The 15,405-nt window shown below is 34.9% G+C and carries 13 protein-coding genes; 9 read left to right on the forward strand and 4 right to left on the reverse strand.

The annotated features are described in order from the left end of the window. Nucleotides 1-5 precede the first annotated feature (5 nt). The 9 genes from BUC11_RS01505 (at nt 6) to BUC11_RS01545 (ending at nt 9,776) form a co-directional block, all read left to right on the forward strand. Entirely contained in the window at nt 6-1,709 is a 1,704-nt protein-coding gene (locus BUC11_RS01505; protein ID WP_175547719.1) for a GMC oxidoreductase, read from the forward strand. Nucleotides 1,710-1,716: 7 nt separating this feature from the next. Continuing rightward, entirely contained in the window at nt 1,717-2,880 is a 1,164-nt protein-coding gene (locus BUC11_RS01510) for a Gfo/Idh/MocA family protein (protein WP_073351206.1), read from the forward strand. Between the two features lie 39 nt (nt 2,881-2,919). Next, entirely contained in the window at nt 2,920-3,972 is a 1,053-nt protein-coding gene (locus BUC11_RS01515) for a sugar phosphate isomerase/epimerase family protein (RefSeq protein ID WP_073351208.1), read from the forward strand. Nucleotides 3,973-3,991: 19 nt separating this feature from the next. After that, nucleotides 3,992-4,366 (forward strand): c-type cytochrome, encoded by a 375-nt coding sequence (locus BUC11_RS01520; protein WP_073351329.1) that lies wholly within the window; start codon nt 3,992-3,994, stop codon nt 4,364-4,366. A gap of 87 nt (nt 4,367-4,453) precedes the next feature. After that, nucleotides 4,454-5,911: a Gfo/Idh/MocA family protein gene (locus BUC11_RS01525; RefSeq protein ID WP_073351210.1), complete on the forward strand. Its 1,458-nt coding sequence runs from the start codon at nt 4,454-4,456 to the stop codon at nt 5,909-5,911. Between the two features lie 32 nt (nt 5,912-5,943). Next, complete coding sequence (locus BUC11_RS01530; protein ID WP_073351212.1) at nt 5,944-6,681, forward strand: 3-keto-disaccharide hydrolase; 738 nt, start codon at nt 5,944-5,946, stop codon at nt 6,679-6,681. 56 nt (nt 6,682-6,737) lie between these two features. Then, nucleotides 6,738-7,976, forward strand: coding sequence for a nucleoside permease (locus BUC11_RS01535; protein WP_073351214.1), 1,239 nt, complete (start codon nt 6,738-6,740; stop codon nt 7,974-7,976). Between the two features lie 11 nt (nt 7,977-7,987). Further along, a complete protein-coding gene (locus BUC11_RS01540) occupies nt 7,988-8,881 on the forward strand; it encodes a hydroxypyruvate isomerase family protein (RefSeq protein ID WP_073351218.1) in 894 nt (297 codons plus the stop codon). Between the two features lie 19 nt (nt 8,882-8,900). Next, nucleotides 8,901-9,776 carry a sugar phosphate isomerase/epimerase family protein gene (locus BUC11_RS01545; RefSeq protein WP_073351220.1) on the forward strand — a complete coding sequence of 292 codons (876 nt, stop codon included), beginning with the start codon at nt 8,901-8,903 and terminating at the stop codon, nt 9,774-9,776. A 66-nt stretch (nt 9,777-9,842) separates the two neighbouring features. Here the strand turns inward: BUC11_RS01545 and BUC11_RS01550 are convergent, their stop codons facing one another. The 4 genes from BUC11_RS01550 to BUC11_RS01565 all read right to left on the reverse strand — a co-directional run bounded on the left by BUC11_RS01550 (nt 9,843) and on the right by BUC11_RS01565 (nt 15,397). Beyond that, on the reverse strand, nt 9,843-11,498 hold the full coding sequence (locus tag BUC11_RS01550; protein ID WP_073351331.1) for a M1 family metallopeptidase: 1,656 nt from the start codon (nt 11,496-11,498) through the stop codon (nt 9,843-9,845). A gap of 58 nt (nt 11,499-11,556) precedes the next feature. Further along, nucleotides 11,557-12,600 carry an alkaline phosphatase D family protein gene (locus tag BUC11_RS01555; RefSeq protein ID WP_073351222.1) on the reverse strand — a complete coding sequence of 348 codons (1,044 nt, stop codon included), beginning with the start codon at nt 12,598-12,600 and terminating at the stop codon, nt 11,557-11,559. A gap of 145 nt (nt 12,601-12,745) precedes the next feature. Then, the gene (locus BUC11_RS01560) at nt 12,746-13,960 is read right to left on the reverse strand and encodes an ATP-grasp domain-containing protein (RefSeq protein ID WP_073351224.1); all 1,215 of its coding nucleotides are present in this window, start codon (nt 13,958-13,960) and stop codon (nt 12,746-12,748) included. Nucleotides 13,961-13,963: 3 nt separating this feature from the next. Next, nucleotides 13,964-15,397, reverse strand: coding sequence for a leucyl aminopeptidase family protein (locus BUC11_RS01565; RefSeq protein WP_073351226.1), 1,434 nt, complete (start codon nt 15,395-15,397; stop codon nt 13,964-13,966). Nucleotides 15,398-15,405 lie beyond the last annotated feature (8 nt).

Below are 15,405 nucleotides of genomic sequence, written 5' to 3' on the forward strand. Positions count from 1 at the left end.
TACTCGTGAATATAAATACCAATTTAAAAGCGGAAAATACATACGATGCAATTGTTGTAGGATCAGGAATTAGTGGCGGTTGGGCTGCAAAAGAACTTACTGAAAAAGGATTAAAAGTTCTGATGCTAGAACGCGGAATGAACATTGAACACATTACAGATTATGAATCTGCCATGAAAGCCCCTTGGGAATTTGAGCATGCAGGTAAACTCACAGAAGAACAAAAAAGAACACATCCAGTACAAACGAGAGATTACCCTTATAATGAAGCTACCGAAAAATGGTGGGTAAATGATTTAGAATGTCCGTACACGGAAGACAAACGTTTTGACTGGTACAGAGGATTTCATGTAGGTGGAAAATCATTGATGTGGGGTCGTCAAAGTTACCGTTTTAGTGACCACAACTTTGAAGATAATGCTAAAGATGGTCACGGTAACGACTGGCCTATTCGTTATAAAGATCTTACTAAATGGTACGATTATGTAGAGAAATTTGCAGGAATCAGTGGGCAAGCCGAAAACTGGCCTCTTCTGCCAGATGGAAAATTTTTACCTCCAATGGATCTAAACTGTGTAGAAAAATCAGTTAAAGAAAGACTTGAAAAACATTACAATAAAACCCGAATTCTTACTATTGGACGTACCGCTAATTTAACGGTACCTCATAAAGGACGCGGTAGTTGTCAATATAGAAATTTGTGTAGCCGTGGTTGTCCGTTTGGAGCTTATTTTAGTACACAATCATCAACATTGCCTGCTGCTATGGCAACCAATAGATTGACCGTAAGACCCTACTCTATTGTAAATCATATCATTTATGACAAAGACACCAAAAAAGCAAAAGGCGTAATGGTTATTGATGCAGAAACAAATGAGACCATGGAGTTTTATGCCAAAATTGTTTTTGTGAATGCTTCTACTTTAGGTTCTACTTTCTTATTATTGAATTCAACTTCAGAGGCACATCCAAATGGAATGGGTAATGCCAGTGGACAATTAGGACATAATTTAATGGATCATCATTTCCGTTGTGGTGCTGAAGGAAGTGCTGAAGGTTTTGAAGATAAATATACCTACGGAAGAAGAGCCAACGGAATTTACATTCCACGATACCAGAATGTAGGAAATGATAAACGTGATTATTTAAGAGGTTTTGGCTATCAAGGTGGTGCCAGCAGAGGATCATGGCATAAAGAAGTTGCCGAATTAGCTTTTGGTGAAAACTTTAAAGCTACCATGTCATTGCCTGCTGATTCCTGGAGCATGGGATTGGGTGGTTTTGGAGAAATGTTACCTTATTACGAGAACAAAGTATATATCGACCATACTAAAAAAGACAAATGGGGACAACCTGTTTTAGCCATTGACTGCGAATACAAAGAGAATGAAGCTAAAATGCGAGAGGACATGATGAATGATGCAGCTGAGATGTTGGAAGCTTCTGGAATCAAAAATGTTAGAACGTATGATAACGACTGTTATCCAGGTATGGCTATTCACGAAATGGGTACAGCCAGAATGGGTAACGATCCTAAAGATTCTGTTTTAAATAAGTGGAATCAATTACATGAAGTGAGTAATGTATTTGTCACTGATGGTGCTTGTATGCCTTCTATCGCATGTCAAAATCCATCATTAACATTCATGGCTTTAACAGCACGTGCTTGTGATTACGCGGTAAAAGAATTAAAAAAAGGAAATATTTAGGTTCATCATGAAGAGAAAATTAAGAATGGGAATGGTTGGCGGTGGCCAAGATGCTTTTATAGGAGCAATTCATCGCTTAGCCGCGAATATGGATGGACTTATAGAATTAAGTTGTGGTGCATTAAGCATCAGACCCGAAACTGCAATAGCATCTGGAAAGGCTTTATTTCTTCCGGACTCAAGAATATATTTGACCTTTGAAGAAATGATCAAAGCGGAGGCGGCTTTACCTGCTGATGAAAGAATCGATTTTGTCACCATTGTTACACCAAATTTCGCACATTTTGCACCTGCAGTGATGGCTTTGGAGCATGGTTTTAATGTAGTAATTGAAAAACCAATGACTTTTTCATTGGAAGAAGCAAAACTATTGAAACAAAAAGTAGAAGAAACAGGACTAATACTTTGCTTAACACATACCTACTCTGGTTATCCAATGGTAAAACAAGCAAAAGCTATGGTGCGAGAGGGAAAACTGGGTAAGATTAGAAAAGTTTTAGTTGAATATCCTCAAGGATGGCTGAGTACACTTTCTGAAAAAGAAGGAAACACACAAGCGGCTTGGAGAACGGATCCAAAAAAATCCGGTAAAAGCTCTGTTATGGGCGATATTGGAACTCATGCCTCACATTTAGCTGAATATATTACCGGTGCAAAAATCACCAATGTTTGTGCAGAATTAAATACATTAGTCGAAGGACGCATAATGGATGATGATGGAGCAGTCTTGTTGAAATTTGATAATGGCGCCAAAGGTGTTTTAACAGCATCACAAGTTGCTGCCGGAGAAGAAAATGCTTTAAAAATAAGAGTTTATGGTGAAAAAGGTGGAATAGAATGGTTTCAGCATGACCCTAATACTTTAACCGTAAGATGGCTAGATGAACCAACACAAGTTTTAAGAGCCGGATCTAATTATAGCAATTTATCATCTTTTGCAACTCATAATTGCCGTACTCCGGGCGGACATCCTGAAGGATACTTAGAAGCATTTGCTAATATTTATCGCAACTTTGCTTTAACGCTGGGCTGCAAATTAGATGGTACCGAACCAACTCCTGAAATGCTAGACTTTCCTTCTGTCGAAGATGGATTAAGAGGAATGGCGTTTATAGATAATGTAGTAGCATCATCACAATCAGATAAAAAATGGATTCCTTACGTTTTATAATAAATAAGGAATTCCTAAAAGTTTTAGACAAATTATAATATGACAACAATACAAGGTCCTGCAGTATTTTTAGCACAATTTATCAGTGATGAAGCTCCTTTTAATTCTTTAGATGGAATTTGTAAGTGGGCAGCTGATTTGGGTTTTAAAGGGATCCAAATGCCAACATTAGATACTCGATTTATTGATCTGAAAATGGCAGCAGAAAGTAAAACCTATGCTGAAGAACTTAAAGGTACAATTGCTTCTTACGGATTAGAAATAACAGAATTATCCACTCATTTACAAGGTCAGTTAGTGGCTGTTCATCCTGCTTATGATGATTTTTTTGATGCTTTTGCACCAAAAAATGTTCATGGAGAACCAAAAGCAAGACAAGAATGGGCCGTTCAGCAATTGAAATATGCTGCAAAAGCATCTCAAAATTTAGGATTGAATGCACATGCAACATTTAGTGGTTCTTTGCTTTGGCAATATTTTCACCCTTGGCCACAAAGACCCCCAGGTCTAGTAGAAGATGGATTTGCGGAATTGGCTAAACGCTGGCTACCCATTTTAAATGAGTTTGATCAAAATGGGGTTGATCTTTGCTATGAAATTCATCCAGGAGAAGATTTATTTGATGGTGAAACGTATGAAATGTTTTTGAAAGCGGTCAATAACCATTCTAGAGCTTGTTTATTATATGATCCCTCACATTTTGTATTACAGCAACTGGATTACATTCAATATATCGATTTTTACCATGAAAAAATCAAAGCGTTTCACGTAAAAGATGCCGAGTTTAATCCTACCGGAAAGCAAGGAACTTTTGGAGGATATCAAAGTTGGGTAAACCGTGCTGGACGCTATCGTTCCCCGGGAGATGGTCAAATTGATTTTAAAACCATTTTTAGCAAATTGGCACAATATGATTTCAAAGGTTGGGCTGTTATGGAATGGGAATGTTGCATTAAAAACCAAGAAGATGGTGCGCGTGAAGGAGCCGAATTTATAAAAAATCATATTATAAAAGTTACTGACAAAGCATTTGATGATTTTGCAGCGGTGGAAACAAATAAGGCTTTTAATAGAAAAAACTTAGGACTATAAAACTTAAATTGTAATGAAAATGAAATTAAAATATTTGCTTTTTGGGGTTGCTTTAATTGGTTTAACCTCATTTTCTGATGATAATTTAGACATAAAATATACTACTACCAGTAAAATAACTAATACTGTTTTTCAAGCATCAGAAGGTGAAAAACTTATTGCTAAATCGGATTGTATTGGATGCCATAAATTGGACAAAAAACTGATAGGTCCCTCCTATTTAGAAATCGCTAAAAAATATCCTCAAACTGATAAAAATGTTGCCTATCTAACTGGTAAAATTATAAAAGGGGGTTCTGGAGTTTGGGGTGCTATACCCATGTCAGCGCATGCGTCATTAAAAAAGGATGATGCAAAATCAATGGCAACCTATATTTTATCCCTAAAAAAATAATTTCAATACTGTATTCAAACAAATAATACTTTTTAAGCTATTGAAGAACAGCTCTTTTATTACTATTAACTAACCGTATTAAAATAAATGAAAGAAAAAAAAGACGAAAATAAAATCATAAATAACCGACGTGATTTTATAAAGACCACTGCAATAGCAGCTGCAGCTTTTATGATTGTTCCTCGCCATGTTTTAGGTAGAGGATTTGTTGCACCAAGTGATCGTTTATCAATAGCAAGTATTGGCATTGGTGGAAAAGGAAAATCTGATATTGCGATGTTTGCTAAAAGTGGAAAAGCTGATATTTCCTTTTTATGTGATGTTGATACCAGAAGAGCTGCTGCAAGTGTAAATGCATTCCCAAAAGCTAAATTTTATACCGATTGGCGTGAGATGTTAGACAAAGAGCATAAAAATTTCGATGCCGTTTCTGTTTCAACACCTGATCATAATCATGCCATTCAAGCGCTTGCTGCAATGCAATTAGGCAAACATGTTTATGTTCAAAAGCCTATGGCACATGATATTTATGAAGCTCGTATTTTGACAGAAGCGGCAAAAAAATATAAAGTGGTAACCCAAATGGGAAATCAAGGTGCCTCAAATGATGGTACCAGAATTATGAAAGAATGGTATGAAGCGGGTTTAATTGGAGATGTTCACACGATTCATGCTTGGACAGATCGTCCTGTTTGGCCACAAGGTATTCCTTGGTCTGCTAATAAAGCTGATATTCCAAAAGAATTAGATTGGGATTTATGGTTAGGAACTGCTCCTTATAAAGACTATGTAAACAAATTAGTCCCTTTCAACTGGCGCGGTTGGTGGGATTATGGCACTGGCGCATTAGGAGATATGGGATGCCATTTATTGGAAGCTCCATTTAGTGTATTGAACTTAAAATATGCTAAAGACGTTCAATGTAGCGTAGGTTCTGTTTACGTAGACGAATTTCAAAGAGGCTATTTCCCTGAGAGTTGTCCGCCTTCAAGTCACGTCACCTTAACTTTTCCAAAAACAGAAAAAACAAACGGTGATATATCAGTACACTGGATGGATGGAGGAATTCAACCTGAAAGACCGTCTGAATTAGGTCCCAATGAAATTTTTGGAGATGGTGGAAATGGAACCTTGTTCACTGGAACTAAAGGAAAAATGATGTGTGACACCTATGGTTTAAATCCTCGTTTGCTTCCTCTTAGCAAAAATGAAAATTTAAATATAGCTCAAAAGTACGCGCGGGTTAGCGATGGCTCTGAAGGCCACTATAAACAATGGGTTGAAGCTGCAATCGCTGGTTACGGAAAAAAAGAGTTGAGTTCTCCTTTTGAAATTGCTGGACCTTTAACTGAAGCTTTGTTAATAGCAAATTTAGCAATTAGAGGATATGATTTAAAAATAGATGAGCTTGGGGAAGATGTTTACCCTGGACGTTCTGCAAAACTGTTATGGGATAATGACGCGATGAGAATTACAAACTTTGATGAAGTAAATCAATTTGTGAAACGTGACTATCGTCAAGGTTGGAAAGCTTTAACTTTATAAGCAAGATTAATTATTAATTCAAAAATAAAAAAATGATTAAAAATATTTGTACAACATTACTAGTTATGATATTGATTCAAACTGCAAATGCACAACAAGCACCCGTACCAAAAGGATTTAAATCAATATTTGATGGACAATCAACAACGGGTTGGCACACTTATGGAAAAAAAACAGCTGGTTCTGGTTGGAAAGTGGAAGATGGTGTCTTGCATTTTGATCCTACTACTGCCCAAAATGGACAAGGAGGCGATCTTGTAACTGACCTAGAATACGAGAATTTTCATTTGAAATTAGAATGGAAAGTTGCAGCAAATGCCAATAGTGGTATTATTTTTTATGTGAATGAGGATTTGACAAAATTCAAGAATACTTATGAAACCGGTCTTGAAATGCAAGTTTTAGACAATAATGGTCATCCAGATGCTAAAATTGAAAAACATAGAGCTGGTGATTTGTATGATTTAATAAAATCTTCCTCTGAACCGGTAAAACCAGTTGGAGAATGGAATTCTGTTGATATTGTATGTAAATTCGGGAAATTAACGATGTTAATGAATGGTGTAAAGGTAATTGAAACAACACTTTGGGATGCTAATTTTAAAACTATAGTTGCTGGAAGTAAATTCGCTACTTGGCCAGGTTTTGCAGCATTCAAAAAAGGTAAAATTGCACTACAAGATCATGGAGACAACGTATGGTTTAGAAATATTATGATAAAAGAATGGAATACAATGAAAATTACAACTGGATGTGAAGCCGGAATGTAATTGCTATTTGAAAATAAAAAACAACTAAAACCAAAAAATAACCAACCAACAAACCAATGAATAGTACTATCCGAATTAAATTATCCATAATGATGTTCCTTGAATTTTTTATCTGGGGCGCATGGTTTGTAACTCTTGGAACTTTTCTAGGGAATAATTTAAAAGCTTCCGGTTCAGAAACTGCTGCCGTTTTTTCGACACAGTCTTGGGGTGCAATCATTGCTCCTTTCATTATAGGATTAATAGCTGACCGATATTTTAATGCGGAGAAAATATTAGGAATTCTACATCTTATTGGTGCATTTTTAATGTATCAAATGTATCAGTCCGAAGAGGTTGGAATGTTCTATACCTACGTTTTAAGTTATATGGTTTTATATATGCCAACATTAGCATTAGTAAATTCAGTTTCTTTTAATCAAATGAAAGATCCGGAGAAAGAGTTTGCAAATATTAGAGTTTGGGGAACTATTGGATGGATTATTGCCGGTTTATCAATCAGTTATTTCTTTCATTGGGATTCTGCGGAAGGAATAAGTTCAGGTTTACTCAAAAATACTTTTTTACTAGCTGGTATTGCTGCCTTTGTATTAGGTCTTTTTAGTTTTTCTTTACCAAAAACACCACCAAAAGTGAGCGATGAGAAAATTAAAATTGGAGATATCATAGGACTAGATGCATTAAAATTGTTGAAAGACAAGAACTTCGCTATCTTTTTTGTTTCATCTATTCTAATTTGCATTCCACTTGCTTTTTATTATCAGAATGCTAATCTTTTTTTAACAGAAGCTGGAGTTGAAAATCCAACCGGAAAAATGGCTATTGGTCAAATATCGGAAGCCTTATTTTTGTTATTGATTCCTGTATTCTTTACCCGTTTTGGTTTCAAAAAAACAATTTTGATTGGGATGTTAGCATGGGCCATTCGCTACGTTTTATTTGCTTATGGAAATGGAACTGATTTAAGCTTCATGCTGATTTTAGGTATTGCATTACACGGTATTTGTTATGATTTCTTTTTTGTTTCGGGGCAAATTTATACTAATTCAAAAGCAGGAGAGAAATACAAAAGCGCGGCTCAGGGCTTAATCACTTTAGCCACTTATGGAGTTGGAATGCTGATAGGTTTTGCAGTAGCAGGTTGGATTACGGACAATTACAAAATGGCTGACGGTGCTGTGAATTGGCAAATGGTTTGGATCATTCCTGCCGGTATTGCTATCGTTGTGTTTGTACTTTTTGCACTTTTATTCCATGAAAAAAATAAAGTAAAAGAAATTTCTTCTACTGTATAAAAAATTAAAAAATGAGTACAAACGTAAATAGGAGATCCGCCATAAAAGGAATATTAGCCGGAACAGCGGTTATGGGAATTACACCTGGATTTTCTGCTTTGGCTATGCCAAAAAACGAAATAGAAACACAATTAGATACATTGAAAGGAAATATTAATCATTCTGTTTCTCGCTGGTGTTTTGATAGTCTTGATTTAGATACACTTTGCATCGAGGCTAAAAAAATTGGAATTACCGGTATTGATTTAGTTGGTCCTGCTTCTTGGCCCACATTGAAGAAATATGACTTAGTTTCAACAATGTGTAATGGCGCTGAGATTAATTTAGTAGATGGTTTTAATGACTTAAAATTTCACGAAACACTATTAAAAAACTATACTGAAATGATTCCGCTTGTGGCAAAAGCGGGTTATAAAAATCTAATTTGCTTTAGCGGAAGCCGAAGAGGAAAAACTGATGAGGAAGGTTGGAATAATTGCGTTGTTGGTTTACAAAAATTAATTCCATTGGCAGAAAAGCATAATGTAATTTTAGTAATGGAACTTTTAAACAGCAAAATAGATCATAAAGATTATCAATGTGACCGAACATCATGGGGAGTAGCATTAGCAAAACGTCTAAATTCCGAGAATTTTAAATTACTTTATGATATTTATCACATGCAAATTGATGAAGGGGATGTGATTAGAAATATAAGAGACAATCACCAATATATTGCGCATTATCATACGGCTGGTGTTCCTGGACGTAATGAAATTGACGATACACAAGAATTAAATTATACCGCCATTATGAAAGCAATTGCAAAAACCGGTTTTAAAGGTTTTGTAGGACAAGAATTTATTCCTAAGAATCCAGACAAACTAGCTTCATTGAAACAGGCTATTGCAATTTGTGATATTTAACTAATCTAAAAAATAACCCATGATAAAAAGAAGAGAATTTTTAATAAACACTGGTTTAGCATTAGGCGCATTAGCCATTGCACCTTCATTCGCTTTTGAATCAAAAAAGAAAGCTATCGGAATTCAGTTGTGGACACTTCGTGATACTTTGCCAAAAGATGTCAAAGGAGTTTTGGCTCAAGTAGGAAAAGCTGGGTTTTGTGAAGTAGAAACTTTTGGTTACTCAGCCGACAAAGGTTTTTTTGGAACCTCTATTCGTGATTTTAAAATGATATTGGATGATAATGATTTAAAAGCTACGAGTAATCATTTCGATTTTAATTCGATGATAAAAGATGGTTCTACGGATTTAGTTCAGAATTATATAGAAACAGCCAATTTATTGGGTAGCGATTACGTTACAGTGCCTTATATAGTTTCAGAATTGAGAGGAACTACCGGTTATTCTTATAAAAAATTAGCTTTACAAATTAATAAAGTGGGTGAACTTTGTAAAGCTGGAGGTTTAAAATTAGCGTATCACAATCATGATTTTGAATTTACTAAATTTGGTTCAACCAATGGCTATGAGATTTTGTTAAATGAAACGGATAAAAATTTAGTTGATTTTGAATTGGATTTGTACTGGGTAGTTCGTTCCGGAAATGATCCATTACAATTATTCAAAAAATATCCGGGCCGTTTTACAATGTGGCACGTAAAAGATATGGATAAAGTAAATCCAGATTGGAATGCAGAAATAGGAACTGGAACAATTGATTTTAAATCAATTTTTGCACAAGCAAAATTATCCGGAATGGAGCGATTCTTTTTGGAACATGAATCAAATTACAAACCCAATTCAATAGAATCTGCTGCAACAAGTTTTAATTACATTAAAAAGAATTTGATCTAAAATTTTTATCAAAATAGTATAAAAAAGGGATATTCTACGTGTCCCTTTTTTATACTATTTTTTACCTTACTCTGTAATATTAAAACTGGCTACATAAAAGTTTTTATCTATTTCCAGTATTGAATTTTCAGTATTTACTGGAACATTTTTCCATTCTGTCTCTGGTTGAAGTAATTCTTCTTTTCCATTCAACGTTATTTTAACAGGCATATTAAATCCAGCCACGCAATTCGTCCATCGATATCCCAGCTGATTGTCTTTGAAAAAATATTCTAATGTTGGAATTCTCGTATCTCTTAAATACTGATTAAAAACGCTAGATAAATTGATTCCGATTTGCTGACTTAAATAATCCTCAATCTGTTTTGTGGTTACCGTTTGATGATAAAAAGTACTGTTCAAACCTCTCAATATTCCTCTCCATTTTTCATCATTATTTACTAATTGGCGCAAAGTATGCAGCATATTTGCCCCTTTAGAATACATATCGCCTGAACCTTCATTATTTACATCGTATTTCCCAATGATAGGTTTGTCATTCTCAATGTTTTTTCTGGTTCCTCTCACGTACTCGAATCCAGCTTCTTTCCCATAGTAATATTCTACAAAAAGACTTTCAGAATAGTTGGTGAAACTCTCATGAATCCACATATCAGCAATATCTTTATACGTAATATTATTAGCAAACCATTCATGACCCGATTCATGAATAATGATAAAATCAAATTTTAATCCCCAACCCGTTCCACTCAAATCGCGTCCTAAATAGCCATTTTGAAATTTATTCCCGTAAGTCACTGAACTTTGATGTTCCATTCCTAAATACGGAGCTTCGACTAACTTAAAACTGTCTTCATAAAATGGATATGGTCCAAACCAGTGCTCAAAGGCTTTCAACATTTTTGGAACATCCTGAAATTGTTTTTTGGCTTTCGCCAAATTGTCTCGTAGAACGTAATATGTACAATCTAAATCGCCTTTTTCTCCTTTATACTTTTCCGAAAATGAAACGTAATCCCCAACATTTATATTTACTCCATAATTATTGATGGGATTGGAAACATACCAATTGTAGGTTTTGGTACCGTCCTTTAATTGCTTAACACTTAACAAACGTCCATTCGATACATTTGTCAAGTTTTTTGGAATATTTACACTAATCAACATATTTTCCACTTCGTCATACATGTGATCTTTGTTCGGCCACCAAACACTAGCACCCAATCCTTGGCAGGAAGATGCTATAAAAGGATTACCATTGCTATCTTTTTTCCAAGTGATCCCTCCGTCCCAAGGCGGATTAACAGCAACTTTTGGTTTTCCACCGTAAAAAACTATCAGATCTTTTACAGCATCTTTTACTTGAGGAGCAATTAATTCTACAAAAAAAGCATTTCCATCTCTTCTAAATTTTAAAGATTTACCATCTTGAATAACTTTATAAATTTGCATTGGACTTTGCAAATCAATTTGCATCGTCCTATATTCTTGAACAACTTGATATTTTATTGTATTGGAACCTGAAATAGTGCTATCTGCAGGATTTACCTTTATGTCAAGATGGTAGTTTTTCACGTCCCACCATGCTCTTTCTTTGGTGATACTGCCACGCAAAGTATCTTGTTTGGTAAATATTTCCCCTTTATTTTCCAAAAGTCCTTGCGCTTTTACTCCATTAAAAATAGCGAAAGAGATAAAAATGAGACAGAATTGTTTTTTCATAGTGAATGTACTTTGGACAAAAATAAACTTTAAAATTTTAGAAAGATAATTCCTGAAATTATTTTCCAGGATAGATTTGAACATATTCTTGCAACAGCTTATTCTGCTTTCCTCTAATTTCCATGATTACTTTGTTGTTTTCAAAATCAAACTTCAACAACCCAAAATTAATATCTTTGATTACTTCGCCTTTCACATAAGGATTTTCTTCACCTGAAAAAGAAGCGTAGGTGTGCGTCAATCCACTAGATGTAAAATCAACTAAAGGATAAGATAATCCAGTAACATTTTTAGAAGAAAAAGTTGCAATATGGCGATCTCCAGAGATTATAAAGGTTCCTTTTGCTTTGGTGGAAACAATTAGTCGTTCTAGTTTTTCAACCTCATGTGGAAAATTTCCCCAAGCTTCAAAACCATGTTTATCGGAAAGAAATTGAATACTGCTGACGAGTACATTAAATTGCGCATCGGAAGTTTGAAGTTCTTTTTCCAACCATTTCCATTGTGCATTTCCTAACACCGTTCCCTCACCATATTTATTGGGTTGGAAACGTTTTTTGGAATCGGTGGCTTTCGTTAGTTTTGTTCTGAAAAAACGAGAGTCTAAGACTATTATTTTAACTTTATGTCCATTTATAGCAATGGTTTTCGAGGTGTAAACGCCATCTCTTTTTCGTAAAGAATCAGTTTTTGAAGTGTCTAAAAAATCCAACAAAAGCTGTTGACTTTCTCTTTTAAAAGGATATTCTTCTCCGCCGTCATTTGCTCCAAAATCATGATCATCCCACGTTCCCATTACGATTTTATTTTTTATAAACTGAAGATAATCAGTATCCTGTTTCTGAATATCATAATTTTTTTTAAGAAACTCCATGTCCTCAGTGTCTGAATAGACATTATCACCTCCCCAAATCCAAACCGAAGGATGATTTTTATCTATCGCTGGCCATAGTTCATTTTTAATTTTTTGATTGTCACAAGAACCAAAAGCAATTGTAAAGTATTCATTCTGAATTGGTGTTTGAAGTTTAACTGGAGTATCAATTGATGATTTGCAGCTAATAAATCCTAAAAAACTAAAAAGAAGAACTATTTTTTTCATAAGGGATTGAGATAGAAACTTTTATTGAAGCACAAAAATTTTTAACGAAGGTATAAAATCGGACCTAATTATAGATTAATAAAACTTTAAAAAAAAGCGACTATCTATTAAAAAAGTCGCTTTTTTGATCGTTCATCAATGTCATTTAATGTAAGTTAGTTACCTTACTTTGTTCTACTACAGCAGTAAAATCATTGGCTAAACGGGTACCGTAATCCTCCAACAATTCTAAAACTCTTTCCTGTTTATCTGATTTTACGATAAGGCCCGCATGATAGTCTAAAGGTACTTTAAAGCAAACTTCTGGATCTGAAAATGACGATAAATTAGGATGTTGAAATTTAGATAAGGTAAGGACAATCCCTGCATATCCCTTTTTTACTTTGGGTAAAATGTATTTAGTTTCTTTGACCAATCCATTTTCAATTGCCGCCCATTCTTTCCATAAATTAATATTTGATGCCTCTGCAACCATTTCGGCTAAATGCGCTCCTCCTACTCTTGAGGATGTTTCCAAAAAGTAAATCTGACCATCATCAATGCTTTTTATAAACTCCGTATGAGCAGCGCCATGTTTCAAGCCAAAGCCTTTCATCACTTGCTCATTTAGTTTTTTTATCGCTTTGTCATCATCAGAATTGTATTTGATATTTGCGGAACGAAAAACACCACCACCTTGCGAAATTTCCATTGGTGTAGCTAAATATCTAGAAGTTAAACTAAAGATTATTTTACGATCTGAAATCAAACTATCACAATGATACACATCACCAGGCTTGAACTGCTCTAATAAATATTTAAATCTATTATTTCCCATTTCATTTATATGAATCCACAAACTCTCTTTATCATATACTTTTATAATCCCTGACGCCGAAGCTTCAGAGCGTGGTTTCAGAACCCATGGAGCTGGAATTGTATCTGCAAAAGTATTGATGTCATGGTCATTAAATAACGAACAAAAAGCCGGAATAGGAATTCCACAACTTTTGGCTCTCATTCGCATTGCCAGTTTATCTCTAAAATAACGCCCCGTAGTTTGTCCCATCCCGTCAATGCGAAGATTTTCTCTCAGATAGGTTGCTTTTTCAACATCATAATCGTCTAGAGCAACAATAGCATCAATTTTAGTGGACTTCAAGAAATTACCAACGCCTAATAACAAATGCTCTAAATTCCAATCTACATCTTGTCCTTCCATATAGAAAATCTCATCAATGTACTCATGTGGCCAGGGCTTATCCCTTAGTTTTTCGCTTGTTACTAAATAAACTTTGTTGCCCAATTTTTTTAAATGAATCAAAAAATCGGCACCTTTGAAATAATTTGAAATACAAAGAAACGTTTTAGAATTTTCCATACATTATAAATTTTCTATGAATTTAGTTAATAAATGAACACCAAAGGCTGTAGCATGTTTGCTTTTTGCAAACTCATCGTCGCCAAATGCTACACCTGCAACATCAAGATGTGCCCAAGCTTTGTGCTCTTGTGTAAAATATTCTAAGAATTTGGCAGCACTTATGGCTCCTGCTACGGCTTTTCCACTAAAATTCTTAACATCGGCAATATCACTTTCTATGTCTGATTTATAGACATCCCAAAGTGGCAAGGGCCACAAACGTTCTCCAATTGCGTCTCCATTCTCCTGTAGTTTTTTAGCCATTTTTTCGTTATTGGTAAACAAGGCTCCACATTCAAAGCCAAGTGTAGCGACGCTACTTCCTGTAAGTGTGGCAATATCTACAATATATTCTGGTTTGAAATTTTTAATTAAATACGACAATCCATCTGCTAAAACGAGTCGGCCTTCTGCATCTGTATCAATTATCTCTATTGAATGACCGCTGTAACTATGAATCACATCGCTAGGCAAAAATGACTTGGCATCTACTGCATTTTCTGCGCAGGGAACAATTGCTGTTACTTTCACTGGTAATTGTAAATCTGCAATCAATTGCATTGCTCCAAGAACAGCGCCACCTCCAGCCATATCGCACTTCATGTGAAGCATTCCCGCCGTTTTTATATTTAGTCCTCCTGTGTCAAAGGTTATACCTTTACCTACCAAACCAATGTGTTTTAAGGATTTTACTTTTTGTTTTGGAGTATAATTCATAATGATAAATTGAGGTTCGTTCTCGCTTCCTTTTCCAACTGCTAAAAAAGCCCCAAGACCAGCAATTTTTGAAGCATCATAACCCAAAACTTCAACATCAAATCCATATTTCTCCCCTGTTTCTTTTGCCCAGTTGGCTAAATATTTTGGGTTAACCGTATTTGGTGGTAAGTCTACTAAATGATAAGTAGCTAATTGTGCTTTTGCAATTTTAATTCCTTTTTTGGCTGCAGCCAAAAAATCCTTCTCAGAGAACAAGTTTAGATTAAAATCTGTTTCTAAAAAAGGATGAGTTGTCTTATCCGTTTTAAAATGGCCTAAATCGTAGGTTCCTAAAAGTAAACCTGAAACTATTGCTTCTACTTGATCTTCAGTAAATTGATCTAGTAAAACTAAAGCGATATCCGAACTAAAATGCTCTTTTTGTTTCGCTGAAATGCGTCGAAAAACAGTTTTTAAGGATTTATAATCAATCGTTTTTCCCAAACCTACAAATACGTAGGTATTGTTGTTTTTTTCGGCTACATAATGTGTATCCTTTTTTCCAAAAAAAACTGCAGAAGGAATTTCTAAGGAATTGAATGCGATAGGAACTATACTTTTTGCATAAGTCTCAAAAACGGGAATTATAATTGTTCCTGAAAAATTATCTAAGTTTTTAATGGTATTTATTTTCATGATTTCGA

Source organism: Flavobacterium xanthum, assembly GCF_900142695.1.
GTDB lineage: Bacteria > Bacteroidota > Bacteroidia > Flavobacteriales > Flavobacteriaceae > Flavobacterium > Flavobacterium xanthum.

What these genes read in the sequence shown, in the direction of transcription:
- BUC11_RS01510 (WP_073351206.1), top strand. Translation starts at nt 1,717, where the DNA reads ATGAAGAGAAAATTAAGAATGGGAATGGTTGGCGGTGGCCAAGATGCT.
- BUC11_RS01515 (WP_073351208.1), top strand. Translation starts at nt 2,920, where the DNA reads ATGACAACAATACAAGGTCCTGCAGTATTTTTAGCACAATTTATCAGT.
- BUC11_RS01520 (WP_073351329.1), top strand. Translation starts at nt 3,992, where the DNA reads ATGAAATTAAAATATTTGCTTTTTGGGGTTGCTTTAATTGGTTTAACC.
- BUC11_RS01525 (WP_073351210.1), top strand. Translation starts at nt 4,454, where the DNA reads ATGAAAGAAAAAAAAGACGAAAATAAAATCATAAATAACCGACGTGAT.
- BUC11_RS01530 (WP_073351212.1), top strand. Translation starts at nt 5,944, where the DNA reads ATGATTAAAAATATTTGTACAACATTACTAGTTATGATATTGATTCAA.
- BUC11_RS01535 (WP_073351214.1), top strand. Translation starts at nt 6,738, where the DNA reads ATGAATAGTACTATCCGAATTAAATTATCCATAATGATGTTCCTTGAA.
- BUC11_RS01540 (WP_073351218.1), top strand. Translation starts at nt 7,988, where the DNA reads ATGAGTACAAACGTAAATAGGAGATCCGCCATAAAAGGAATATTAGCC.
- BUC11_RS01545 (WP_073351220.1), top strand. Translation starts at nt 8,901, where the DNA reads ATGATAAAAAGAAGAGAATTTTTAATAAACACTGGTTTAGCATTAGGC.
- BUC11_RS01550 (WP_073351331.1), bottom strand. Translation starts at nt 11,498, where the DNA reads ATGAAAAAACAATTCTGTCTCATTTTTATCTCTTTCGCTATTTTTAAT.
- BUC11_RS01555 (WP_073351222.1), bottom strand. Translation starts at nt 12,600, where the DNA reads ATGAAAAAAATAGTTCTTCTTTTTAGTTTTTTAGGATTTATTAGCTGC.
- BUC11_RS01560 (WP_073351224.1), bottom strand. Translation starts at nt 13,960, where the DNA reads ATGGAAAATTCTAAAACGTTTCTTTGTATTTCAAATTATTTCAAAGGT.
- BUC11_RS01565 (WP_073351226.1), bottom strand. Translation starts at nt 15,397, where the DNA reads ATGAAAATAAATACCATTAAAAACTTAGATAATTTTTCAGGAACAATT.